A 23166-nucleotide genomic window follows, 5' to 3' on the forward strand; every position below is an offset into this window, starting at 1 on the left:
GAGTTACCGCATGATCGACAAGGAGCGTTCAGAATGCATCTGACACCGCGAGAACTCGACAAGCTGACAATCCTCATGTTGGCGGATGTCGCACTGAGGCGAAAGGCAAAGGGGCTCAAGCTCAATCACCCGGAGTCCGTCGCAGTTATCACTGCAGCCGCCCTGGAGGGAGCTCGGGAGGGCAAGACTCTCGAGGAGGTCATGGCCGACGCATCGCACGCCTTGACGGTCGACGACGTGATGGACGGTGTGGCGGAGATGATTCCACGTGTGCAGGTCGAGGCGGTGTTCCTCGACGGTAGCCGGCTCGTCACCGTGCACTCTCCGATCCAGTAGCCCGACCGAGATGTCAGGAGCACTCCAAGATGGCAAGCAAATCGACGAAGAAGGATTCCGGCGGCGAGAAGAAAGTACCGGTCGGCGGATACGTGTTGCGGGACGAGCCGATCGAACTCAACGAGGGCCGTCCACGTTTGAAGTTGCGAGTCCGAAACACCGGTGACCGTCCCATCCAGGTGGGTTCGCACTACCACTTCATGGAAGTCAATCGCGCGTTGTCCTTCGATCGTGAACAGTCCTTCGGCTGGCGCCTCGACATTCCCGCGGGCACGGCGGTCAGGTTCGAGCCGGGCGACGAGAAGGAAGTGACGTTGGTGCCGTTCGGCGGCAAGCAACGAGTGCAAGGCTTCAACGGACTTGTCGACGGTTGGGCGCCGACCCACGCCGCCTACCGGCCGAGGCTCCCCGGAGCCGTCCAGCGTGCCGAAGAACTCGGCTTCCTGTCCGAACCTCAAACCGACTGATTCTCGTTCACGGCGGACGAAGGAGAGCAACACCCATGACAAGCATTTCGAGACAAGAGTATTCGGGTCTGTTCGGGGTCACCACGGGTGACCAGATCAGGCTGGGTAATACCGATCTGTACATCGAGGTCGAGGAAGATCTTCGAACGATCGGCGACGAGTCGATCTACGGCGGCGGCAAGACGCTGCGCGACGGCATGGGCCAGGATCCGGAGTCGTGCAGCATCGACGGTGCCCTCGACCTCGTGATCACCAACGTGGTCATCGTCGATGCAACCATCGGCGTCGTCAAGGCAGACGTGGGAATCAAGGACGGCAAGATCGTCGGCTGGGGTAAGGCGGGAAACTCCAGCACGATGGAAGGCGTCACCCCGGGGCTGACCACCGGTCCGGCGACCGACGCGATTTCCGGTGAGCAGATGATCCTCACTGCCGCCGGCATCGATCCGCACGTGCACCTCGTGTCACCACAGCAGGCGTACCACGCACTCAGTGGGGGAGTGACGACGCTGATCGGTGGTGGCATCGGCCCGACCGACGGAACGAACGGCACCACCATCACTTCCGGTATCTGGAACATGGAGATGATGCTCAAGGCCAACGAGGGTTTGCCGGTCAACGTCTGCATGTTGGGCAAGGGGAACTCGTCCGGGCATCAGTCGCTGGTCGAACAGATCAAGGCCGGTGCGGCCGGTCTGAAGGTCCACGAGGACTGGGGCGCGACACCGGCCACAATTCGTGAGTCTCTGCGGGTGGCAGACGAAATGGACGTTCAGGTCGCCATTCACACGGACACACTCAACGAGGCCGGATACGTCGAGGACACCATCGCGGCCTTCGAAGGCCGTACCATTCACACCTATCACAGCGAGGGCGCGGGTGGCGGTCACGCACCCGACATTCTGCGGGTGACGGGCGAGGACAACGTACTTCCGGCGTCGACCAATCCGACGTTGCCATACGGCATCAACACTCAGGCCGAACTCTTCGACATGATCATGGTCTGTCACAACCTCAATCCCAAAGTGCCCTCGGATGTTTCGTTTGCCGAGTCCCGCGTTCGCGCCGAGACGATCGGTGCCGAGAACGTACTGCAGGACATGGGCGTCATCTCGATGTTCTCGAGTGACTCACAGGCGATGGGCCGGGTTGGAGAAAACTGGCTACGCGCGATCCAAACAGCGGACTGCATGAAGCGGTCCCGCGGAAAGCTGCCCGAGGATTCACCGACGCACGACAACTTTCGCGTGTTGCGCTACGTCGCGAAGGTCACGATCAATCCAGCGTTGACGTTCGGTCTTTCGCATGTGGTCGGGTCGATCGGTGTCGGGAAGATGGCGGATCTTGTTCTCTGGGAGCCCGCATTCTTCGGCGCGAAGCCGAAGACGATCATCAAGAACGGGTTGATCAGCTGGCACGCCATGGGAGATCCGAATGCGTCGCTCCCGACACCACAACCGGTGATCTACCGGCCGATGTTCGGTGGATTCGGCAAGGCGTTGCCGCAGAGTTCGGTCTCGTTCGTCTCGCGAGCGGCGCTCGACGACGGCATCAAGGATCGACTCGGTCTCGAACGTCAGGTTGTCGCCGTCGAGGGCACGAGGACGGTCACCAAGCGTGATCTGGTTCGTAACTCGGCTACTCCGGAAATCAAGGTGGACCCGGAGACCTTCGCGGTGACTGCGGACGGTGTCCATGCGTACGTCGAACCCGCCGAATCCATTCGCTTGAACCAACTTTACTTCTTCAGTTAGGGGTCTCCAGTGTCGGGAACAATCACACACACGCACGGTGCCGATGCGACGCCACACACGCACGGCGAGATGACCGCGCCGAGCGGAAAGCCGACGCGAGTCGACGCGCTGCTCGGGAAGGAGACCGACGAGGAGTGGGCCGGTCGACTCGACAATGCGGTAGTCGACGTCTTGTCGCTCGATCAGTGGGAAGCGCAGAAGAGTCGGTTACGACGCACCACGATCGGTGGCCGTGAATTGGCCGTCTCGCTTGATCGTGGTATTCAGTTGCAGGACGGCGACATTCTGCTGTGGGACGAGCCGGCGAACACCGTGGTCGTGGCCAGGATCAACCTCAAGGACGTGTTGGAGATCGACCTGAGCGCGCTGGTCGACGTCACGCCCGAGAAGATGATTCAGACGTGCCTGGAGTTGGGACATGCCGTGGGTAACCAGCACTGGCCTGCGGTGGTGAAGGGAATGAAGGTCTACGTTCCGTTGACCGTCGACAAGGCGGTCATGGGCTCGGTGATGCGGACACATGCTTTCGAGGGCATCGAGTACACCTTCATCCCGGGCGCCGAGGTCATTCCCTACATCGCTCCACACGAGGCACGCCGTTTGTTCGGTGCGGCCGCGCGTGAGGGCGAGGGGCATACCCATGACCCTCTCGTCTGAGGGATCCGGGCTCAGCATCAACCGCGCGATGCGGATGATGCAGTTTTCCGATTCCATGTTCCCGGTCGGTTCCTTCTCGTTCTCCAACGGTTTGGAATCGGCCGTGGCGCAAGGAATTGTCACGGGTGGTCCGTCGCTGCGGGAGTTTGTGCTCTCGGCCGCCCATCAGGGCGCGACGTGCGACGGTATCGCCGTACTCGCAGCGCACCGGGGTGCGGCAGCCGGTGAATTCTCGGCGATCCTCGCCGCTGATCATGCAGTGATCGAACGCAAACTCAACGAAGAAGCACGCACGATGAGTACCCGCATGGGTAAGAAGTTGGCCGAACTCGGCGGGCGCTTGGCCGGTGAGACCCTGTTCAACAAGTGGTTGGCCGCGATCGCATCGGGGGAGACACCGGGTACCTACCCCGTCGGCCTCGGAATTGCTTTCGCGGAGATGGGTTCTCCGGAAGAGGACGCTTTCACGGTCAATCAGTACGGTGTCGCGATGACGTTGCTCGGCGCTGCCCTTCGTATCGTCCGAGTCGATCACCTCGCGACGCAAGAGATTCTGTTCGAGGTCAATCAGACTGCCGGCCATGAGTACGCCGCAGTGCGTGACTACGGACTCGACGACATGTCCAATTTCGCCCCGATGATCGACATTCTGGCTGCGGTTCACGTCAAGGCGCACGTCCGAATGTTCATGAACTAGAAGGAGAACGATGAAGAAGACAACGCGCATCGGAATCGGCGGACCCGTGGGTTCGGGTAAGACCGCACTCATCGAGGCGATCACGCCGGAGTTCATCAAGCGGGGCACCAGCGTTCTGATCATCACCAATGACGTGGTCACCACCGAAGATGCCAAGCATGTGCGCAAGGCTCTCAAAGGTGTTCTCGTGGAGGAACGTATCGTCGGCGTGGAGACGGGAGCCTGCCCACACACCGCCGTCCGCGAAGACCCGAGTATGAATCTCGCGGCGGTCGAGGACATGGAGAAAACGTTCCCGGACACCGACGTGGTGTTCATCGAAAGTGGTGGCGACAACCTCACACTGACGTTCAGTCCAGCTCTGGTCGACTACTTCATCTACGTCATCGACGTAGCCGCAGGCGACAAGATTCCGCGCAAGAACGGTCCGGGAATCTCGCAGTCCGACATCCTGGTCATCAACAAGACCGATCTCGCACCGTACGTCAACGCCGATCTCGGAGTCATGGATCGCGACTCCAAGGGGATGCGCGGCGACAAGCCGTTCGTCTTCACCAATTGCATGACCGGGGAAGGCATCAAGGAAGTGGTGGACCTCATCGTGCACGGAGTCCTCTTCGACGAAGAGGAAGTGGGAGCGAGCGCACCGTGAGCGCAACGTCCGTCCCGGGAGCATCGCGGTCGCTCCCGGGGCCGATCCCGACCATCCCGGAACTCGACCAGTACCAGGACCAGCCGAAGCAGGCCCCGGCCGGCAAGGTCGGGAAGACCGGCGTTCTCGAGATGCGATTTGTCGACCGTGGCGACAAGACGATTCTGCGGGACATGTACCGCAAGACACCGCTGCTCGTTCAGCAGGCGCTGTACTGGGACGAAGCGTTGCCGACCATGCCGTGCGTCTACATGATCTCGACGTCCGGCAGTGTGTTGCAAGGCGATCGACTGTTCCTGACCATCGAGATGGAACCGGGTTCCCTCGCGCACGTGACCACTCAGTCGGCCACCAAGGTTCACCGGATGGATGCCAATCACGCGTCGCAACTCCAGAAAGTGGTGCTCGCGGAGAATTCGTATCTCGAACTGATGCCCGGGGTGACGATCCCACACCGCAACGCGAGGTACTACGCGCGCACCGACATCACGGTGGATCCGACTGCAACGCTGTTGTTCTCGGAGATCGTGATGTCGGGTCGCAAGTACCACGACGGCGGAGAGATGTTCGTCTACGACCTGTACTCCACAATGATCAAGGCGGAGCGTCCGGACGGGAAGAACCTCTTCACCGAGAAATTGGTGATCGAACCGGCACGCTTCCCCGTGCGATACGGCGGAATCATGGGCGACCACGACGTGTTCGGCAATGTCATCCTGCTGACACCGAAGGAGCACGCCGACGCGATTCTCGAAGAGGTAGTTCCGGGCCGTGACGGCAAGGTCGTTTCCGGAGCGAGTCGGCTACCGAACGACGCCGGTCTCATCTTCAAAGTCCTCGGTCCGGAGAGCGAACCCGTCAAGGCGAAGGTTCGTGATTTCTGGGCTCTGGTGCGAAAGGCAGTTCTGGACACCACCATTCCGCCCGTCCCGCTGTGGGGATGACGCGGATCGTCGGAGAAGGATCGAGGGACGTGCGATGACCACCATCACCAAACCCTGGGACGACGTCGCGGACAAGAACGTCGTGCTCAGATTCATCGACACCAATCTCAAAGGCTCCGGGCAGGTGATGTTCCAGGGCAATGCGCTGACGGGCCTGCTGTTTCTGGTCGGTATCTTCTGGGGAGCGATAGCCGCGGACACGATCACCGTCGCAATTGGTGCCGTGGTGGGTCTGGTGGTATCCACCGTCACCGGCATGATGCTGCACTCCGACGACGATTCGATGCGTATCGGCCTGTACGGATACAACGGAGTTCTTGTGGGAGCTGCCTTTCCGACGTTCCTTGCCGGCGGTGTGATGCTGTGGATCTACCTCGTGGTGGGAGCTGCCGCGTCGACGATCGCGTTCCTGGCCGTTGCCAATGTCTTCAAGACGTGGGGCGTACCGGCGCTGACCTTTCCGTTCAACCTCGTCAACTGGTTCTTCCTTCTTGCGGCGTTCCAGTTCCTGCGGATCGAAACGTCAGACCTCAGCGCGGGTCAGTTTCCCCAGCACATCGGGGACGCGTCAGTTCATGCCGACATCACTTTCAGCTTCCTGTGGGACACGCTGTTCCGCAACGTCTCCCAGATCTTTCTGATCAACAACACCGTCACCGGCATTATCTTCGTGATCGCGCTGCTGGTCGCGTCGCGTTGGGCGGCGTTGTTCGCGCTCATCGGTTCCGCGATAGCGATGGGTTCGGTACTGGCGCTGGGCGCAAACACCGTCGACATCGGCAATGGTCTCTACGGGCTCAGTTCGGTGCTGACGGCAATTGCTCTCGGATCGGTGTTCTACAACCCGTCGTGGCGTGTGTTCGTCTACACCGTCTTCGGAGTACTGGTGACTGTTGTCATCCACGGCACGCTGGTGTCTGCCTTTGCTCCGATCAGCCTGCCGGCCGGAACGGGCCCGTTCGTCTTCGCGACGTGGCTGTTCCTGCTGCCGAAGAAGAAGTTCGTTCCCATCCAGCACGACACCATCGAGGGCGGAGCGGCCGAGGGCAAGGATTCGATCGCAAAGGCGAACGGATAGGGCTCGAACGCGCAGAAGTTCCTAGATCGTTCCGCTATGGCACCCTCGCGAACCGGTATCGCTCGAGTATTGTCTGGCCTCCGGTAGTCGGGCATGGTCGAAGCATGACCGTGCAGGTAGTTGTGATGGGTGTGGCCGGTGCGGGAAAGAGCACCGTGGCAGTGGGTCTCGCCACGTCTCTCGGAGCAGACTTCGTCGACGGTGACGATCTGCATCCCGAGTCCAATGTCGCCAAGATGCGTTCGGGGACACCGTTGACCGACGAAGATCGCGTGCCGTGGCTCGACGCGATCGCGGCCTGGTTGTCCGGGCGTGCCGATGCGGGACGAACAGGCGTCGTTGCCTGTTCGGCTCTGCGGAAGGACTATCGGGACCGGTTGCGCCCGGACGGTCTCGACGTGCAGTTCGTCCACCTGGCCGGTGATTTCGAGACTATCTCCGCACGTATGCGTTTCCGCGCCGGGCACTTCATGCCGGAGAGTCTGCTCATCTCCCAGTTCGAGGCTCTCGAACCGCTTACAGACGACGAGCGCGGCATCACGCTGAATGTCGTCTCCGAACCGAGCACACTGGTGGGCGAGGCAGTCGACTACATCCATACATCTCAGAGGAGCGTCACAGCGTGAGTAGCACCGCAAGCCCCGGCCCGTTCGACATTTCCGGGAAGGTCGCGCTGGTGACGGGTTCGAGCCGAGGCATCGGCTCGGCCCTCGCGACTGGTCTCGCCGAGGCGGGTGCGGTGGTGGTGCTCAACAGCCGAAATTCCGACGTGCTCGAAGCCGAGCGTCGACGCATCGCCGACGCGACCGGCGCAACGGTGCACGCATACGCGTTCGACGTCACCGATTCGGCCGCCGTCCGGGATGCGGCGACACGCATCGAGGCGGAGGTCGGCCCGGTCGAGATCGTTGTCAACAACACCGGCGTGCAGCACCGCGCCCCGCTTCTCGAGTTCGGCGACGACGACTTCCGGCGTGTCATGGACACCAACCTGACCAGTGCGTTCTACGTCGGACGTGAATTCGCCCGCGGCATGGTCGAGCGCGGACACGGGAAGATCGTCAACATCTGCTCGGTGCAGAGCGAGCTCGGCCGAGCGGGAATCGCACCGTACGCGGCCAGCAAGGGCGGGCTCAAGATGCTCACCCGCGGAATGTGCGCCGACTGGGCACCCTTCGGTTTGCAGATCAACGCGATCGCACCGGGATACTTCGACACCGAACTGACCTCTGCGCTGGTCAACGATCCGGAGTTCACCGCGTGGCTTGCCAAGCGGACACCCGCCGGACGTTGGGGCCGTACCGAGGAGCTGATCGGGTCGCTACTGTTCTTGGCCTCCCCGGCTTCGGATTTCGTCAACGGTCAGATCCTCTACGTCGACGGCGGAATGACGGCCGTCGTCTGATTGTCCGCTGTTAGATCGTCCGCTACTCGAACAGAAAGCACCCACATGACAGACGCCAGCGCCCCTCGCATCCACCTCGGTCCCGTCGAGGATCCTCACGTCGCCGACGGAATACGCCGAGCCGGTGGAGTTTTCGCTCCACTGGCAGACGCCGAGGGCGTCGTGTGGGTACACGGGCCGGAGACGTTCCCGTCGTCGCTACCCGATTCGGTTCGCTGGGTGCAGTTGCCGTTCGCCGGCATCGAGCCCTGGTTCGACGCCGGGGTGATCGACGACAAGCGGGTCTGGACGTCTGCTGCCGGAGCGTACGCGGGCAATGTTGCCGAACATACGATGATGCTTCTCCTCGCCGGAGTTCGTTCTCTCCCCGAACAATTGGCGGCGCAGTCGTGGCGCAAGGAAGAGTTCGACCCGCGGGTGGGCACTTTGCAGGGCTCGACAGTGGCGATCATCGGTTGCGGCGGAATCGGCCGTGCGTTGATCCCGTACCTCGCCGCGTCCAAAGTCAAGGTCATCGCGATCACCCGCTCCGGGACCCCTGTCGAGGGTGCTTCCGAAACGCTCTCGGCCGACCGCACCGGCGAAATCTGGTCCAAGGCAGATCACTTCGTGATCGCAGCACCGTCGACATCCGCGACGCGGCATCTGGTCGGCAAGGCCGAACTGGACCAGATGTCGGAGTCGAGCTGGATCGTGAACATCGCGCGTGGCACCCTCGTCGACACGGACGCATTGGTCGACGCACTGGAAGCCGGTTCGATCGGCGGGGCGGCACTGGACGTCACCGATCCCGAGCCGTTGCCGGACGGGCATCGGTTGTGGAAGCTGCCCAACGCGATCATCACTCCACACGTCGCCAACCCGGCTACGACGCTCACCCGCGTCCTGGCAGATCACGTTGCAGCCAACGTCGCCCGATTCGCCGCAGGTGAGGACCTCGCCGCCGTGATCGATCCGTCGGCGGGCTACTGACCGCTCGCGTTGGTTCCCTTCACGTAATCGGCAACGACGGTGCGCAGAACATCGCGCACCGCCTCGGCCGGTTTGGAGAGGGGCTGATTGGCCGGGGTGCCAAGGGAGACATGCACTTCGATGCCCGGCTCGATGCGTCGTAGCTCGAGCGCTTCGACGTCCATGACCCTGCGGGCCACCGACCACGGCAGAACCGTCGCGCCCAATCCGGTGCGTACGGCCTCGGACAGCGTCATCACCGATTCCACTTCGGCCACGACGTTCGGTTGCTGCTCTGCACGGTCGAAAGCCTGCTCCACCACCTTGCGGATGGTGTGCATCCGACCCGGAAGCAATAGTGGCAGTTCGGCGATCTCGGGCAGGGAGATGTCGGATCCCGATTCGCCTGCCAGTCCGGTACCGAACGGCGCAACCACCACCAGCTCCTCGGTGAGCAAGCGTTCGAACGTCACACCCTTGATCGGGCCGGCGTCGTACAACAACGCCAGATCCATGCGACCGGTCATCATCGCTTCGCTGAGCACGCCACCGAAGTTCTCGTTGATGTGCAACAAGATATTCGGGTGCTGCTCGCGCACACGGGCCAAGAGCGGCAAGGCGATTGCCGTCGCGGTGCTGTACGGGGCGAGGCCGACCGAGACGCCACCCGCCAGCGCCCGTCCGACCACGGACACCTCGGCCTGGGCACTCTCCACCTGACGCAGAATCACCTGAGCATGCCGATAGAGTGCGTGCCCCGCATCGGTCGGCTCGACACCCTGTTTGCTGCGGATCAGAAGTTGCTGACCGAACTGCGTTTCCAGCGACGTCATCTGTTGGCTCAGGGCGGGTTGTGCGATGTGCAGGATGTCGGCGGCTCGGGTGATGCTGCCGGCATCGACAATTCGTACGAACGAGTAGAGCCTTCTCGTGTCCATGCTGTGCAAACTACCAGCTCAACGGACATATCGAATTCCGATCACCCCAACGCGAAACGGTATTAACAACCCTTTGGCGTTCCTGAGTAGCGTCCCAGAAACACCGAAGTCGACACACAGAACTTCGACAGTCGGACCAACCACGGGCAACGGCGCCCGTACGAACAAGTAAACGAACCGGAAGGACCGAAATGGCAACCAGCATCGATCTTGTCGCCGATCTCGGCGAAGGTTTCGGCACGTGGACCATGGGCGCCGACGATGCTCTGCTCGACACGCTGACTTCGGCCAACATCGCTTGCGGATTCCATGCAGGCGATCCACGAACCATGGATGCGACCGTGCGGGGGTGCGTATCGCGCGGTATCGGCATCGGCGCGCATCCGAGTTTTCCGGACCTCGCCGGATTCGGACGTCGCGCGATGGATCTCAGTGAGAACGAGGTCCGAACCGACGTGCTGTTCCAACTCGGCGCCCTTCACGCCTTTGCGGTCGCGAGCGGAACGTCGTTGTCGCACATCGCTCCCCACGGCAAGCTCGGGAATCTTGTTGCCGTACGCCAGGATTACGCGCGCGCCGTCGTCGATGCGGTCGCGGCCTTCGATCCGTCGTTGATCGTGCTCGCCCAGGACGGGGCGTTGGCCGACGAGGCGACTGCCCGCGGATTGAGCGTCGGCATCGTCGGAATCGCGGATCGCGCATACAACTCCGACGGAACTCTCGTGCCCCGCAGCGAGCCGGGAGCGGTGATTCACGACGTCGACGTTCTGGTCGAGCGGACCGTTCGGATGGTGGTCGAGGAAGTCGTCGAAGCTGTGGACGGCACGTTGATCCCGGTTGTCGCCGATACGGTCCTCGTGCACGGTGACAACCCCGGTGCCGTCGCGAACGCGAAGGCGATTCGCGCCGCGCTCGAGGCCGCCGGTGTCACCATTGCGCCGCTGACCCGGGTCGTGGCGTCACGGCGGGCCCGTGATGTCGGGTGTTCCGCGTGAAGACCTACGTCGCCGACTGCGGTGACGCCGCCGTTCGCGTCAGTGTCAGCGGCGGGACCGCCGAGCAGAACTGGAACACCGTTCGATCGATCGCTGCACGTTTCGATCTCGGTGCCGACGGCATCGTCAGCGTCATCCCGACATACGACGCCCTGCTGGTCGAGTTCGACAACCTCCTCACCGACCACGACGCCGTCCGCGGCCTGGTTCGCGAAGCAACGACTATCCCCCGACCGCTGGAAGGTGAACCTAGGACGTTCGAGATCCCCGTCGTCTACGGGGGCGAACACGGCCCGGACCTGGGTGATACAGCGCGGTTTCTCGGCGTCACCGAAGCCGAAGTGGTGCGCCTTCACTCCGCAGCCCCGTTGGTCATGCGTTGCTACGGCTCACCCGGCGGCGCCCCGATGCTCGACGGCCCGGCGTTCGGCCTTCCCATCCCGCGCCGATCGAGCCCGCGACCGCACGTCGCGGCCGGTTCCGTTGCGGTGGCCGGACGTCAGGCAGTCGTTTCGGCCAGGCCTGCGCCCGGCGGTTGGGCAGTGATCGGCCGGACCCCGCTCATCTTGGTCGATCCGGCGTCGGAGCAGATTTCTGCCTACCGCCCGGGCGATCTGTTCGTCTTCCGTGCGATCGACGCCGATCGCTGGGACGACTTCGACGGACGCTCGCTCCTGCCCGTAGGGGGTGATCCCCATGGCTGAGACCGTCACCGTCCTGACTCCCGGAATCAGCTCCGTCCAGGATTTGGGGCGTGGATCGGCGTCACAGTTCGGTCAGGCGACGGGCGGCGCAGCCGACCAGATCAGCGCGGAGATCGCCAACGCGTTGGTGGGTAGTAGGCGCGAGGCCCCGCTACTGGAGTTGACGGCCCTCGACTTTTCAGCGTCGGCGTCCACGGATCTGCTGATCGCCGTCACGGGTGCACCCGCAACGGTGACGGTGGACGGACATCGGCAACCGCAGTGGGAACCGATCGTCTGGCGAGCCGGTCAGCGGCTTGCCGTCACCGGAATCCACGACGGATTGCGCGTCTACGTCGCCGTCCACGGAGAGCTGACGGCCGACTACCTCCTGGGCAGCTGCGCTCCCGACCAGGTCCTCGGATTCGGCCGTCACTTGACCGCGGGGGAGACGCTGGTCGTCGACACCGACTGCCCGCCGATCGACCACCCGGTCTTCCGGCTACCGCTGTTCCGGTTGTTGCCCGACCGACCGTCCTTCGGCAACGTGTGGACGCTCGACGTGACCGACGGCCCCGACATCGACGACTTCGGGGAGAGTGCAGCCGCGCTGTTCGGCACCGAATTCGTGGTGGGCGATCAGAGCAATCACATCGGGCTTCGGCTGGCATCTACCGATGAGCAGCCGCTCCCACAGCGCACCGGCACCGGCGAGGTCCTCTCGCGCGGCGTCCCCATCGGTGCCGTCGAAGTACCCGCTGGCAACGAACTTCTGGTCCTGCATCGAGGTAGAGGCGTCACCGCCGGTTATCCGGTGCTGGCAGTCGTCACCACCGTTTCACTCTCACAGCTGGGACAGGCCCGACCCGGGCACCGCGTCCGATTCCGGAACTGCAGCGTCGCAACGGCGGTTGCAGAGCACCGCGAACAGCAGCACCGCATCGCCTTGCTGAGGCGGCGTGTGGAGAACGTATTCACCACCCTCCGGATACCTCTTCACACCTCGGAAGCCCGAGTACCGAGCCACGTCGGCACCACACGCCCCGCGAGCGCTCCGCGCCGCGCGTCTATTTTGGAGACAGCATGACCAACACCATCGAAGCGGTAGACGGCCAGGTAGCCGACCCGCGCAAGGTCCGGAAAGTCGTCGCAGCGGGCTGCGTCGGCATCTTCGTCGAGCTCTACGACAACGGTGTCTTCGCGTTCATGGCGACAGCACTGGCCATCGTGTTCTTCGACGTATCAAAGTCGAGCGACGCGCTGATGCTGGTGTTCGCCGGCTACGCGGTCTCGTTCTTCGTTCGACCCCTCGGCGCGGTGGTCTGCGGCATCCTCGGCGACCGGATCGGTCGACAGAAGATGTTGGTGTTCGTCATCATGCTGATCAGCGTGGCGACCGCCGGTATCGGCTTGCTGCCCACCTACGCGGCCATCGGTATCGCGGCACCGGCACTGCTGATCTTTCTGCGGATCGTGCAGGGATTCTCCGTCGGTGGTGAAGCTGCCGGCGCCATGACGTTCCTCGCCGAACACGCCCCGGAAGGCAAGCGCGGCTTGATCACGAGCTACGCGCAGATCGCGTCGTTCCTCGCACTGCTGACCGGAACGATGATCGCGTTTGCCATGTCGCCGTGGCTCAACGCCGACGCGATCAACGGCGGCGGACTCGCATCGTGGGCGTGGCGCATCCCGTTCCTCATGGCCATTCCGATGGGAATCATCGGCTGGTACATCCGCCGCGCGATCTCCGATACCCCGAACTTCGAGCGGCTCAAGGAATCCGGCGGTTTGTCGCGCAATCCGCTCAAGGAAGCATTCTCCACTCCCGAACACCGTCGCGCCATGATCCTCGCCCTGTTCATCCCCTTGATGAATGGTTCCGGCTACTACGTTCTGTTCTCGTACATGCCCACGTTCCTCAAAGGCGATCAGATCGGATTCTCGACCGGGACAGCGCTTCTCGTCACCGCATCCAGCCTGGTCGCGATCTGCTTCGCGATTCCGTTCATGGGTGCTCTCTCCGACCGGATCGGTCGCAAGAAGGTCATCGCCGGTGCAGCTGCGGCAATGGCGATCGGAGCGATCCCCTGCTATGCCATGATCGTGACCGGCAACGTCGGCCTCGCCGTTCTCGGTGCCTGCCTCATGGCAGTGATCTTCGCCGGGCACACAGCCGTCATCCACATCCTGATCGTCGAACTGTTCCCCACGCGGGTTCGCTACTCCGCCTACGGTTTGGGTTACAACATCTCGTCCGCACTCTTCGGTGGTACCGCACCGTTGTTGATGACCTGGTTGATCCCCGAATTCGGTATCTACGTTCCCGCCTTCTACGCGGTCATCACTGCAATCGGCACGCTGATCGCGGTCAGCACCATCACCGATCGCGCCCACGTTCCGCTACGCGACACTCTGTGACTTCTCGCGTGAGTCACTCCTGATCCGGCCCGGTGGCCGCCTGCAGTCCGCGGCGGCCGCCGGGTCATACCAATTTCTTCCTGTAGGAGCACACAATGCCTTTCTCCGATTACCGCACAGCTCTCGTCACCGGCGCCAACACCGGAATGGGTGCCGCCGTCACCGAGATGTTCACCAAGCGCGGACTGACGGTCTACGGCGTCGCCCGCAATGCCGACAAGCTCGGTGAGGTTGCCGATCGCACCGGAATGATCCCTCTGCCCGTGGACATCACCGACACCGCCGCGCTCGCCGAAGCTGTCGGCGGACTGGAGATCGACATCCTCGTCAACAACGCGGGGGTGTCCGCAACCGGAAACATTCTCGACGCCGAAGAAGCATCGGTCGACGCGATGGTGGACGTGAATCTTCGTGCGGTGCTGCACCTGTGCCGCATTCTGCTGCCGGGAATGGTGGAGCGCGATCTAGGTCATGTCGTCAACATCAGCTCCATCGCCGGCCTGTACAACTTCTACGGCCACACTGCCTACCACGCGACCAAGGCTGCGGTGCACCAGATTTCGCGCCAGCTGCGAAACGACTGCATCGGCAAGCGGATTCGAGTGACCGAGATCTGCCCCGGCCGGGTCGAGACCGAGATCTTCGGTCGCAACCTCGGCGGCACGCCCGAAGCCATGAAGGAAGCGTGGGAGACCTTCTACGAAGGCTACGAATCCATCACTACCAAGGACATCGCGGATACCATCGAGTTCGCGATCGACGCCCCTGGTCACGTCAATCTTGGTCTCATCGAGGTGCTCCCCACCTTCCAGGTGCCCGGTGGCCTCGACTTCATCCGTCGCAACGACTGAGAGAGCGCATCATGAGTTTTGTACTACCGGAAACGACGCTCGGAGTGGTGGCCCATGCGGCAGGTGACCTGCGGGTCGAGCATGTTGCGTTGACTGCGCCGACCGCCGAGCAGGCAGTGATCGAGATCGCTTACGGCGGTGTGTGTGGATCAGATCTGCACTACTGGACGCACGGCGCGGCGGGGGAGTCGATTCTGAAGGCGCCGATGCTGCTCGGTCACGAGGTGGTCGGCACGGTCGTGACGGCCGCGGCGGACGGAACGGGGCCGGCAGTTGGAACTTCCGTGGCCGTACACCCCGCAACGCCCGGTGGGACCGCGCCTCGGTTCCCGAGCGATCGGCCCAACCTCTCGCCCTGCTGCACATACCTGGGAAGTGCAGCGCAGTACCCACACACCGAGGGCGCCTTCGTGAAATACGCAGTGCTCCCGACACGCATGCTCCGGGAACTGCCCGAGGGGTTGGACCTGCGGACTGCGTCGGTAGCCGAACCGGCAAGCGTTGCCTGGCACGCTGTTTCGCGAGCGGGAGACGTACGCGGGAAGAAGGCGCTGGTCGTCGGCTGCGGACCCATCGGCGCACTGGTCGTGGCTGTGCTCAAACGAGCAGGCGCGCAGTCGATCACCGCGGTCGACGTGCACGACGTTCCGCTGCAGATCGCGTCGACGCTCGGTGCGGATCGGGTTCTCGAGGCCACCGACGCCGAGGCAGTCGCCGCATCCGATGCCGACGTGGTCGTCGAGTGCACCGGCAATCATCGCGGGCTCGAATCCGCTATTCGCGGGGCGACGCGCGGTGGACGGGTGGTCATGCTCGGGCTTCTTCCGTCCGGACCTCAACCGGTACACATTTCGCTGGCGATCACGCGAGAGTTGGAGTTGGTGGGCTCATTCCGCTTCAACGACGAAATCGACGAGGTGCTGCTCGCCCTCGCCGACGGTTCGCTTGCTGTCGATGCTGTTCTCACACACGAATATCCGGTCGAGGAAGCTCTGGAAGCCTTCGCAGTCGCCAAGGATGCTTCGGTGTCGGGGAAGGTGCTGTTGCGGTTCTGAGTCCTTCGACCCTGTGCGCCTTTATTAACCGCGGGCGGTTAATAAAGGCGCACAGCAGGTTATTCGACCACCAGGCCCTTGGCTTCCAGCAGAGCAGTCAGATTGCTCACCTCGAGTGGGGTCTCTCCCCGCTTGTAACGCTCGATATACCCGGCTTCGGCTTCGTCACGGGCACGCGAGAGTTCGATTGCCTCGGCAACCTCCTCGCGGCGGACCACGACAACGCCGTCGCAGTCACCCTTGACGACGTCACCGGGATAAATGACCTGTTCTCCGAAGACCAGGGGATGGTTGATCGGGCCGAGAGATTCCTTGACGGTTCCCTCGATGTACACGTGCTTGGAGAAGACGGGGAATCCGAGTTCGCGGATCTCCCGGGTATCGCGCACTCCGCCGTCGGTGACCAGTGCGGTAATGCCGCGCGCAACACAGGCATTGGCGAGGACATCGCCGAACTGGCCGGCGGCTTGATCACCTGAAGAGACGATCAGGACGTCACCCGGCTGTGCGTAGCTGATCGCAACCTGCAGCATGAGGTTGTCACGGGGATGGCACTTGACTGTGAAGGCGGAGCCGCAGAACCTCATGTCGCGGTCGATCGGTTTGATCGCCGGATGCAGCGACCCCTTACGTCCCTGTGCCTCGTGAATCGTGGCCGCGGAGAACGTCCCCAGTTCGGCAATCAGGTCCTTGTCCGCGCGATCAATTTTCGTCTTGACGTGAATCATCTTGTACTCCAGAAAGTATGAAAGATCAGGAAAGGCGTTCGACTGCCGCGGCGATCTGTGCCGCGGCCTTTTCGAGGACGGCCTCGGAGGTGGCGAAGGAGATACGGAAGTACGGCGATGCGCCGTAAGCCGAACCCTGAATGGTGGCAACCGACGCCTCGTCGAGGAGATAGAGGACGAGATCCTGGTCGGACTCGATCACGGTGCCATCCGGGGTCTGCTTGCCGATCAAGCCGGCACAGTTGACGAACAGGTAGAACGCACCCTGCGGCACGACGGGCTCGAGCCCGGGGACAACACTGAGGAGGTGAGCCGAGAGGTCGCGTCGTCGTCGGTAACTTCGTACGGATTCGGTGAGGAAACTCTGGTCGCCGGTAAGGGCTTCCACGGCTGCGGCCTGGCTGATCGAGGACGGGCAGGAAGAACTCTGACCCTGCAGTTTGTTGACGGCGCCGATCAATCCGGAATTTCCGAGTCCGTATCCGAGTCGCCACCCGGTCATGGCATGAGACTTGGAGACTCCGTTGGTGACCAGTACCTGATCACGGAGGTGCGGAGCGACCTGCAGCAGACTCGGGATCGGAGCGTCGCCGAAGTTGATCTCGTCGTAGATCTCGTCGACCAACACACTGACATGGGGATTGGCCTCGATCACTTCGGCGAGGGCCTGCAGCTGCTCGCGGGTGTACACAGATCCGGTGGGGTTGCCCGGGGCATTGAGGATGACCCACTTGGTGTTCGAAGTGATTGCAGCGGATAGTGCTTCGGCTGTGAGAAGAAAGCTGTCGGACTCCTCGCACTGAACGATCACCGGAGTTCCGTCGTGAGCGAGGACCATATCCGGGTACGAAACCCAGTAAGGGGCGGGAACGATAACCTCGACGCCGGCTTCGACCGTCGCCATGAGAGCGAGGAAGATGACCTGTTTCGCGCCGCCGCCGACGGTGATCTGGTTGTCCGCGTACTGGATTCCGGTTCGCGAAGCCGCGCGTGCTGCGATTGCCTCGCGTAGAGCCGGGATGCCGTTGACTGCGGTGTACTTGGTCTGACCCGTGTTGATCGCAGTGATCGCCGCAGACTTGATGTTGTCGGGTGTGTCGAAATCGGGCTCCCCGACGGTCAGGTCGAGTATTTCACGGCCCTGGGCCTTCAGCTCGCGCACTCGTTGTGCGGCAGCCACACTCGGCGACTCCCTGATTCTGTCGACGCGCGCAGCCGGAACGAAAGTCGCCATGATGGTCTGCTCCTGGGTCCGGGGTGAGCGTGGATTCCCGTCGTCGACGAGCCACAGTTCTCACTCGGTGATCCGTTCGACCATAGGGTCCTACCAGGGAATCTGACCAAGACCGAACCGTTGTGGCCCGATAAGCAAACGTGATGGAGCGGTGACGGAATCAGACCGACAGAACGCGCAGATCCTCGAGACCGTCCACGACGGGAACTCGCCACGACGCAAGCTCTTCCGGTCCCTGCTCGTCCCACAGCTCGAACAGTTCCGAATCGGTCGATGCGATGGTGCGCTCCACCATTTCGATCAGCCAGGTGAGCCGTTCGCTGGTCAGGGCCGCGGTGAAGGAATCGAGATCGAGGTCTTCGGTGGCGGGGTCGCGCTTGTGATCGGCGCGCACGATCAGTACCAATTCGAGCAAGGCGACGGCGATTTGACCGCCGTCGACCTCGAGGTAGTCGTCTTCGAATGCCCACTTCACCGATTCGAAGGTGAAATCACCGTGCCCGATGGACGCGATCAAATCCCCTGCACCGTCGTTCTCGAACGGTCCCGATCCCCACGCGCCCACTGTCTACTCTTTTCCGATTGCCGTGTCAGCGCGCTTCGAGCGCGATCTTCGCTCCGAATCCTAGAAGAACTGTTCCGGTTATGCGCTCGAGTGCCTGTCGCACTCGGGGCTTCTCGAAGGTGCTACGCGCTCGCGAGAGAAGGACCACGTAGCCACTGAGCCACACGATGGTGATGGCTGCGTGGATGAGCACCAGCAATGCAAGCGACGGTCCCGTCGGCCACCCGGCCGGAACCAACTGCGGCAACAGTCCGGTGTAGAAGACGGCGATCTTGGGGTTGAGCAGGTTGGTGGTGAAGCCCGTCTTCCATGTCCCGGCCTTCTGCGATCGTGGAGCGTCGGCATTGTGTTGCATCCGCGACGTCCGGCTCTCCCACAGTGCTCGCACACCGAGATAGATCAGGTAAGCCGCGCCGGCGAGCTTGACGACGGTGTACGCCTCCGCCGACGCGGCGAGGATCGCCGAAAGCCCGAGGACGGTCAACAGACCCCACACCAGAAGGCCCGAGACGATGCCGGCAGCTACCCGGAAACCGGCGGATCTGCCCGCGCCGAGAGCAGCCTGAGTCACGACGGCCATGTCGGGCCCGGGGACCAGAGTCAGTAGGGCGAGCACAGCTGTGGCGGCGAGCAGAGCGGTCAGCATGCAACAAGTATGAAGTCGGGGTGGGGAGCATTGTCGGCCGGTGGTGTCGTGCCTGTGAACAAAGAGTGGCGCGGCGGTGTGAACTGCATGGACACGCCCGGAAACCGGCGTCTCGCGAGCCCTGTTCGACAAAGTTGTGCACACTGTGGGGAAACGAATCGTTGCAGGTAGGAGGAATAACTCTGTTGTAATTCATCCTTTTGTCCACAGGTTATGCACAACTGGGAAGTGGATGTGAATGAAGTTATCCACACCTGTGTGTGCATCGGTGGAGAACTGTCCAACTCCATTGGATACCCGCGAGTAATAAATCCCAACCAGTGGGTTGACCCCGGGACGTTCGTCCTGTCCAATCGAGGGTCAGCGGTAGTCGTGCGATGCTCAGGGGGCGCTTGACGGATGCGGAGATTTGGGTTTGTCGGGATTGTGTTGGTCGTGCTCGCGCTTGTCGTGGGCGGAGTGGCGTATGCCGAACCGGCACCTGAAAACCCACCAGGAGATTCGGCCGTTCAGGCCGGGGCTCACATCAATCGCATAGAGCAGTTGTCGCCCACACGCAGTGCCGTGTTCGTCGAGTCGCCGGCCATGCGACGCGAGGTACAAGTGCAGGTTCTGCATCCAGCGTCGAGCGCCGGTTCACGTCCGTCCTTCTACCTACTCGACGGAGTCAGTGCCGGTTCGGAATCCGGATACTCCGAGAGCACCTGGACCCAGAAGACCGACATCGAAACGTTTTTCGCCGACAAGAACGTCAACGTCGTTCTCCCCGTGGGTGGCACCGGCAGTTTCTACACCAACTGGAAGAACGACGATCCGAACCTCGGTGTGAACAAGTGGGAATCGTTTCTCGCAGAAGAACTTCCGACGTTGATAGATTCTGCGTTTTCCGGAAATGGGACGAACGTGGTCGGCGGGGTGTCCATGGGTGCGCTCGGCGCGGCCAACCTCATCACACATCACCCGAAGCTCTACACCGGATTGGCCTCGTACAGTGGCTGTCTCGACAACTCCGAATCGTCCTCGCAGGATTCCGTGCGGCTCACCGTGGCCAGCAAGGCGGGCGACGCCACCAACATGTGGGGTCCGGCGTCGGACCCCGACTGGCAAAAGCACGACCCGTCCACCAACGCGGAAACGCTGCGAGGGAAGACGATCTACGTGTCCTCCGGTACAGGTGCGCCCGGAGAATACGACAACGTCTTCACCCCGAGTGGACTGCAGACTGCCATCGAAGGCGGACCGCTCGAGGCGCTCGCTAATACGTGCACACAACTGTTCGAAGCGAGGTTGGGCGAGTTGTCGATTCCCGCAGTATTCGCGTATCGGAACGACGGCACCCATTCGTGGCCGTACTGGCAAGACGCGCTTCACGATTCCTGGCCGACGGTGAAGACGGCGCTGGGAATGTGAGCTGAGAACTACTCGGCCAGTGCCAGTTCGAGCAATTGGAGGGCGCCGTCACGGGTCTGCGCAGCCGCGATGAACCCGGCCTTGTGGCAGAAGACCGAACTGTCGACGCCCGTCTGGGCGGCAAGATCCGAGCCGTTCAGGCCGCGCCACGGCTCCGGCAACAGCTTTCGTGAACCGAACTTGGAGTCAGCAGGCTTGACCGTCTGAATCGACCAGCCGCCGTTGGTGTTCGGGAAGATGGTGAACAGCAGCTCCGGCTGGGCCGACGCGGCGCGGCCGTGGGGAACGAAGCGTTCCAGGACGACGAAGCGCGGATCCGTTGCTTTTTCGTAGGTCTCGGTGAACTCGCGCTCGGCGGCCGCGTCGCCGGCGTACTTGGCGCGCAGGCGAATCAAGACCTGGGTTGCGAGAACGACGGCCAGCTCGAACTGGGTGTCGAACTCCTCGTCGGTGGACGAGATCGGATTGAAAAGGTCCAGCACGGACGACAGATCAAAAGGCTTGGTGCCGTAGTCGTTGAGGGTGTAGATCTCTTGGCCGTTGTCGACGGCGTCGATGCCCTCGACCAGTCGGCTGTCGATACGGCGGAACACGGAGGCGTCGCCTTCACAGAACTGCAGGCCGTATTCCTGCCAGAGCAGACCGAAGGCGGAGTACAGGATGCCGTTGCTGCGCTCGCCGGCATCACGCTGGTGATGGTCGAAGCGCCCCTCGGCTGGGTTGTAGCGACCGCCGACGTCGAGCACGATGTCCGCGCTGTCGAGGACGGACTCGTCACGGCTGCGAACGACGGTGGCGTCGGGGTACAGCTGCTTGAGCAGCGATACGCCGAAGACGTCGTCTGCATGGAACTTGCCGTTATGGGTCGCGATGATCACCCGTCGAGACTAGGCAATCGAGCGCGGGGATGCCTAGTCAGCCGATGGTGCGGATGCGGTCGGTGGCAGGTGGCGAGACCGGCGACCCGGCTGCGAACAGGGCGGTCAAGGCGTCGAGGTCGTTGCCAGCACCGGTCATCTGGGTGGAGTTCTTCAGCGCGGTGAAGCCGTCCCCGCCCTCGGCGAGGAACTTGTTCACCACGACGCTGTAGACGGCGTCGGGCGCGATGTCCTGGCCGTTCAGGCGCATTTCCGAGATTCGCGCGCCTGGTGCCGCCCGCCGGTCCATGGCGTAGGTGAAGCCCGCGGACGGGGAGAGGATGCGCTCGGTAGCGGTGCCGTCGAGGTCGATCTGGAATTGCTGTTCGAGAGAGTCCTTCAACACCGCTCCTGTGACGGAGAGCACCTCGAGGCTGTTGCCGAAGGGTTGAACACCGTAGGCCTGGCGGTAGGTGACCTGGCCGGAAGTGCCGAAGTCCAAGTCCTCGCGCATGCCGCCGGGGTTCGTCAACGCTAGTTGGGCGCCTCGTGTCGATCCGGCGGCGAGTTGAGCGTCGGCGACCAGGTTGCCGAGTGTCGATTCGCCGCTGGGGACGCGGTCGCGTGTCAGATCGGCGGTAATGGTCCCCACCGGCCGCTGAGCGCTGTCCGACGCCTCCGACCAGGCCCGGTCGGCGAGAGCCTGAATATCGGGATCCGGCGAAATATCGTGTGTCACTATCTGATTGAACGCGGACGTCTGATCGCGAACGACCTCGCGTGTGTTGCGATCGATGGTGACGTCTGCGACGGACACGATCCGGCCGTGCGAAGCGCCCTGCATCACGACTCTGGGATTGCCTGCGGGATCAGGGAATTCGCAGTTGTACTGCTGGTGGCTGTCGGCGGTGAAGATGACGTCCACCTTCGGTGACGCACGAAGGGCGATGTCGCGGGCCGGCCCGGACTCGACGTTGCAGTCGTTGGGCCCACCTTCGACGGCCGGTTCGTCCCCACGGTGCAGGAGGACGGTGATGGCTTTGACGCCGAAGAAGTCGAGGACGTCGGCGGTGCGGTTGATCGCTTCGACCTCGTCGCCGAACTGCAGATCGGCGATCCCACCCGGTGTCACGATCTGCGATGTGTTGGCGGGGGAAATCGCGATGACTCCGAGCGGAATGCCGTCGACCATGTTCACGGTGAAGGGCAATGTGGCCGGGGTGCCGTTGGTGTACGTCATGTTCGCGGCCATCAGCGGGAAGTTGGCGCCGCCGAAGGACGGACTGAACGTGCACGCATCGACGGCGGAGCAACCGCCGGACTGCATGCGTCGGAACTCGGCGAGCCCTTTGTCCAGTTCGTGGTTGCCGATCGCGGAAGCGTCGATCTTCATCCGGTTCAGGAGTTCGACCGTCGGTTCGTCGTTGAACATCGCCGACTCGAGCGCCGACGATCCCCAGTTGTCACCGACCGAATACAGCAGCGAGTTGGTGGCTTGGCTGCGAAGTTGCGTCACGTAGGCCGCGAGATACGCCGCGCCACCTGCGGGAGTGAGCGAGCCGTCGGCCTGCCTGATCTCGCTGCGAACACCTTCCGGCGGGCGGAGACTGCCGTGCAGATCGTTGAACGCCAACAGACGTACCGACACCGTGTCCTGGGACTCTGCGTTGGCGACGCCACTCAGGGAGGTCGCGGTGGTGGCGAGAAGGGTCGTTGCGAGCACGGCACACGTTCGTGTCATGCGTCGCGTCATGCGTCGTGCTCCCTCACTCGGACCGGCCTCGAACCTCCCTGAGTGTGCCCGTCTGCCGAAACGAATTCCAGTCCTCGGCGTAACAGTTATGT

At 62.7% G+C, this 23166-nt stretch carries 25 protein-coding genes; 18 read left to right on the plus strand and 7 right to left on the minus strand.

All coding sequences use genetic code 11. The features are described from left to right. The first annotated feature begins 33 nt into the window (after positions 1 to 33). The 11 genes from ACVZUB_RS01580 (at position 34) to ACVZUB_RS01630 (ending at position 8962) form a co-directional block, all read left to right on the plus strand. A complete protein-coding gene (locus ACVZUB_RS01580; protein WP_007731718.1) occupies positions 34 to 336 on the plus strand; it encodes an urease subunit gamma in 303 nt (100 codons plus the stop codon). 29 nt (positions 337 to 365) lie between these two features. Beyond that, the gene (locus tag ACVZUB_RS01585; RefSeq protein WP_003943812.1) at positions 366 to 803 is read left to right on the plus strand and encodes an urease subunit beta; all 438 of its coding nucleotides are present in this window, start codon (positions 366 to 368) and stop codon (positions 801 to 803) included. Positions 804 to 838: 35 nt separating this feature from the next. Continuing rightward, the gene (locus tag ACVZUB_RS01590; RefSeq protein ID WP_003943847.1) at positions 839 to 2557 is read left to right on the plus strand and encodes an urease subunit alpha; all 1719 of its coding nucleotides are present in this window, start codon (positions 839 to 841) and stop codon (positions 2555 to 2557) included. Positions 2558 to 2566: 9 nt separating this feature from the next. Further along, positions 2567 to 3214 carry an urease accessory protein UreE gene (locus ACVZUB_RS01595; RefSeq protein ID WP_007731715.1) on the plus strand — a complete coding sequence of 216 codons (648 nt, stop codon included), beginning with the start codon at positions 2567 to 2569 and terminating at the stop codon, positions 3212 to 3214. Beyond that, positions 3198 to 3911, plus strand: coding sequence for an urease accessory protein UreF (locus ACVZUB_RS01600; RefSeq protein WP_482628094.1), 714 nt, complete (start codon positions 3198 to 3200; stop codon positions 3909 to 3911). Before ACVZUB_RS01595 ends, ACVZUB_RS01600 begins: the two co-directional genes overlap by 17 nt. Positions 3912 to 3921: 10 nt before the next feature. Further along, positions 3922 to 4563 (plus strand): urease accessory protein UreG, encoded by a 642-nt coding sequence (gene ureG / locus ACVZUB_RS01605; protein ID WP_482628095.1) that lies wholly within the window; start codon positions 3922 to 3924, stop codon positions 4561 to 4563. Then, complete coding sequence (locus ACVZUB_RS01610) at positions 4560 to 5507, plus strand: urease accessory protein UreD (RefSeq protein ID WP_007731712.1); 948 nt, start codon at positions 4560 to 4562, stop codon at positions 5505 to 5507. Before ureG ends, ACVZUB_RS01610 begins: the two co-directional genes overlap by 4 nt. 34 nt (positions 5508 to 5541) lie before the next feature. Then, positions 5542 to 6585, plus strand: a complete 1044-nt coding sequence (yut, locus tag ACVZUB_RS01615; protein WP_065455080.1) for an urea transporter — start codon at positions 5542 to 5544, stop codon at positions 6583 to 6585. Positions 6586 to 6689: 104 nt separating this feature from the next. Then, positions 6690 to 7211, plus strand: a complete 522-nt coding sequence (locus ACVZUB_RS01620; RefSeq protein WP_333831244.1) for a gluconokinase — start codon at positions 6690 to 6692, stop codon at positions 7209 to 7211. After that, positions 7208 to 7990: an SDR family oxidoreductase gene (locus ACVZUB_RS01625; protein WP_007731708.1), complete on the plus strand. Its 783-nt coding sequence runs from the start codon at positions 7208 to 7210 to the stop codon at positions 7988 to 7990. The genes ACVZUB_RS01620 and ACVZUB_RS01625 overlap by 4 nt, the downstream gene beginning before the upstream one ends. 45 nt (positions 7991 to 8035) lie before the next feature. Continuing rightward, positions 8036 to 8962 (plus strand): D-isomer specific 2-hydroxyacid dehydrogenase family protein, encoded by a 927-nt coding sequence (locus tag ACVZUB_RS01630; RefSeq protein WP_482628096.1) that lies wholly within the window; start codon positions 8036 to 8038, stop codon positions 8960 to 8962. Here ACVZUB_RS01630 and nac read toward each other — a convergent pair. Then, positions 8956 to 9879, minus strand: coding sequence for a nitrogen assimilation transcriptional regulator NAC (gene nac, locus ACVZUB_RS01635; protein WP_030535780.1), 924 nt, complete (start codon positions 9877 to 9879; stop codon positions 8956 to 8958). The genes ACVZUB_RS01630 and nac overlap by 7 nt on opposite strands. Positions 9880 to 10070: 191 nt before the next feature. Between nac and ACVZUB_RS01640 the strand changes: the two genes are divergently transcribed. The 6 genes from ACVZUB_RS01640 (at position 10071) to ACVZUB_RS01665 (ending at position 15881) form a co-directional block, all read left to right on the plus strand. Beyond that, positions 10071 to 10874, plus strand: coding sequence for a LamB/YcsF family protein (locus ACVZUB_RS01640; RefSeq protein WP_007731705.1), 804 nt, complete (start codon positions 10071 to 10073; stop codon positions 10872 to 10874). After that, entirely contained in the window at positions 10871 to 11578 is a 708-nt protein-coding gene (locus tag ACVZUB_RS01645) for a 5-oxoprolinase subunit B family protein (protein WP_172403470.1), read from the plus strand. Before ACVZUB_RS01640 ends, ACVZUB_RS01645 begins: the two co-directional genes overlap by 4 nt. Continuing rightward, complete coding sequence (locus ACVZUB_RS01650) at positions 11571 to 12644, plus strand: 5-oxoprolinase subunit C family protein (protein ID WP_007731701.1); 1074 nt, start codon at positions 11571 to 11573, stop codon at positions 12642 to 12644. The genes ACVZUB_RS01645 and ACVZUB_RS01650 overlap by 8 nt, the downstream gene beginning before the upstream one ends. Further along, the gene (locus ACVZUB_RS01655; RefSeq protein ID WP_047271513.1) at positions 12641 to 13975 is read left to right on the plus strand and encodes an MFS transporter; all 1335 of its coding nucleotides are present in this window, start codon (positions 12641 to 12643) and stop codon (positions 13973 to 13975) included. Before ACVZUB_RS01650 ends, ACVZUB_RS01655 begins: the two co-directional genes overlap by 4 nt. 95 nt (positions 13976 to 14070) lie before the next feature. Then, positions 14071 to 14826 carry an SDR family oxidoreductase gene (locus ACVZUB_RS01660; RefSeq protein ID WP_007731698.1) on the plus strand — a complete coding sequence of 252 codons (756 nt, stop codon included), beginning with the start codon at positions 14071 to 14073 and terminating at the stop codon, positions 14824 to 14826. A gap of 11 nt (positions 14827 to 14837) precedes the next feature. Continuing rightward, positions 14838 to 15881 carry an L-idonate 5-dehydrogenase gene (locus tag ACVZUB_RS01665; protein WP_054827404.1) on the plus strand — a complete coding sequence of 348 codons (1044 nt, stop codon included), beginning with the start codon at positions 14838 to 14840 and terminating at the stop codon, positions 15879 to 15881. Positions 15882 to 15940: 59 nt separating this feature from the next. Here ACVZUB_RS01665 and ACVZUB_RS01670 read toward each other — a convergent pair whose 3' ends face one another. The 4 genes from ACVZUB_RS01670 to ACVZUB_RS01685 form a co-directional block, all read right to left on the minus strand. Beyond that, positions 15941 to 16609 carry a 4-carboxy-4-hydroxy-2-oxoadipate aldolase/oxaloacetate decarboxylase gene (locus ACVZUB_RS01670; protein ID WP_058038194.1) on the minus strand — a complete coding sequence of 223 codons (669 nt, stop codon included), beginning with the start codon at positions 16607 to 16609 and terminating at the stop codon, positions 15941 to 15943. Between the two features lie 25 nt (positions 16610 to 16634). Continuing rightward, complete coding sequence (locus ACVZUB_RS01675; RefSeq protein WP_064442982.1) at positions 16635 to 17843, minus strand: aspartate transaminase; 1209 nt, start codon at positions 17841 to 17843, stop codon at positions 16635 to 16637. Between the two features lie 160 nt (positions 17844 to 18003). After that, positions 18004 to 18408: a DUF4259 domain-containing protein gene (locus ACVZUB_RS01680; RefSeq protein WP_482628097.1), complete on the minus strand. Its 405-nt coding sequence runs from the start codon at positions 18406 to 18408 to the stop codon at positions 18004 to 18006. 25 nt (positions 18409 to 18433) lie between these two features. Beyond that, positions 18434 to 19054, minus strand: a complete 621-nt coding sequence (locus ACVZUB_RS01685; RefSeq protein ID WP_007731691.1) for a LysE family translocator — start codon at positions 19052 to 19054, stop codon at positions 18434 to 18436. A 399-nt stretch (positions 19055 to 19453) separates the two neighbouring features. On the opposite strand from ACVZUB_RS01685, the gene ACVZUB_RS01690 reads away from it, so the two are divergent. Then, positions 19454 to 20464 carry an alpha/beta hydrolase gene (locus ACVZUB_RS01690; RefSeq protein WP_387386996.1) on the plus strand — a complete coding sequence of 337 codons (1011 nt, stop codon included), beginning with the start codon at positions 19454 to 19456 and terminating at the stop codon, positions 20462 to 20464. A gap of 8 nt (positions 20465 to 20472) precedes the next feature. On the opposite strand, the gene ACVZUB_RS01695 is transcribed toward ACVZUB_RS01690, so the two are convergent. Beyond that, positions 20473 to 21342 carry an MYG1 family protein gene (locus tag ACVZUB_RS01695; RefSeq protein ID WP_003943978.1) on the minus strand — a complete coding sequence of 290 codons (870 nt, stop codon included), beginning with the start codon at positions 21340 to 21342 and terminating at the stop codon, positions 20473 to 20475. A 37-nt stretch (positions 21343 to 21379) separates the two neighbouring features. After that, entirely contained in the window at positions 21380 to 23074 is a 1695-nt protein-coding gene (locus ACVZUB_RS01700; RefSeq protein WP_054825485.1) for a bifunctional metallophosphatase/5'-nucleotidase, read from the minus strand. Positions 23075 to 23166: the final 92 nt, after the last annotated feature.

Source organism: Rhodococcus sp. OS5 (assembly GCF_056837585.1).

What these genes read in the sequence shown, in the direction of transcription:
- ACVZUB_RS01700 (WP_054825485.1), bottom strand. Translation starts at nt 23,074, where the DNA reads ATGACGCGACGCATGACACGAACGTGTGCCGTGCTCGCAACGACCCTT.
- ACVZUB_RS01640 (WP_007731705.1), top strand. Translation starts at nt 10,071, where the DNA reads ATGGCAACCAGCATCGATCTTGTCGCCGATCTCGGCGAAGGTTTCGGC.
- ACVZUB_RS01600 (WP_482628094.1), top strand. Translation starts at nt 3,198, where the DNA reads ATGACCCTCTCGTCTGAGGGATCCGGGCTCAGCATCAACCGCGCGATG.
- ACVZUB_RS01660 (WP_007731698.1), top strand. Translation starts at nt 14,071, where the DNA reads ATGCCTTTCTCCGATTACCGCACAGCTCTCGTCACCGGCGCCAACACC.
- ACVZUB_RS01665 (WP_054827404.1), top strand. Translation starts at nt 14,838, where the DNA reads ATGAGTTTTGTACTACCGGAAACGACGCTCGGAGTGGTGGCCCATGCG.
- yut (WP_065455080.1), top strand. Translation starts at nt 5,542, where the DNA reads ATGACCACCATCACCAAACCCTGGGACGACGTCGCGGACAAGAACGTC.
- nac (WP_030535780.1), bottom strand. Translation starts at nt 9,879, where the DNA reads ATGGACACGAGAAGGCTCTACTCGTTCGTACGAATTGTCGATGCCGGC.
- ACVZUB_RS01675 (WP_064442982.1), bottom strand. Translation starts at nt 17,843, where the DNA reads ATGGCGACTTTCGTTCCGGCTGCGCGCGTCGACAGAATCAGGGAGTCG.
- ACVZUB_RS01585 (WP_003943812.1), top strand. Translation starts at nt 366, where the DNA reads ATGGCAAGCAAATCGACGAAGAAGGATTCCGGCGGCGAGAAGAAAGTA.
- ACVZUB_RS01620 (WP_333831244.1), top strand. Translation starts at nt 6,690, where the DNA reads ATGACCGTGCAGGTAGTTGTGATGGGTGTGGCCGGTGCGGGAAAGAGC.
- ACVZUB_RS01650 (WP_007731701.1), top strand. Translation starts at nt 11,571, where the DNA reads ATGGCTGAGACCGTCACCGTCCTGACTCCCGGAATCAGCTCCGTCCAG.
- ACVZUB_RS01690 (WP_387386996.1), top strand. Translation starts at nt 19,454, where the DNA reads ATGCGGAGATTTGGGTTTGTCGGGATTGTGTTGGTCGTGCTCGCGCTT.
- ACVZUB_RS01655 (WP_047271513.1), top strand. Translation starts at nt 12,641, where the DNA reads ATGACCAACACCATCGAAGCGGTAGACGGCCAGGTAGCCGACCCGCGC.
- ACVZUB_RS01685 (WP_007731691.1), bottom strand. Translation starts at nt 19,054, where the DNA reads ATGCTGACCGCTCTGCTCGCCGCCACAGCTGTGCTCGCCCTACTGACT.
- ureG (WP_482628095.1), top strand. Translation starts at nt 3,922, where the DNA reads ATGAAGAAGACAACGCGCATCGGAATCGGCGGACCCGTGGGTTCGGGT.
- ACVZUB_RS01630 (WP_482628096.1), top strand. Translation starts at nt 8,036, where the DNA reads ATGACAGACGCCAGCGCCCCTCGCATCCACCTCGGTCCCGTCGAGGAT.
- ACVZUB_RS01670 (WP_058038194.1), bottom strand. Translation starts at nt 16,609, where the DNA reads ATGATTCACGTCAAGACGAAAATTGATCGCGCGGACAAGGACCTGATT.
- ACVZUB_RS01580 (WP_007731718.1), top strand. Translation starts at nt 34, where the DNA reads ATGCATCTGACACCGCGAGAACTCGACAAGCTGACAATCCTCATGTTG.
- ACVZUB_RS01590 (WP_003943847.1), top strand. Translation starts at nt 839, where the DNA reads ATGACAAGCATTTCGAGACAAGAGTATTCGGGTCTGTTCGGGGTCACC.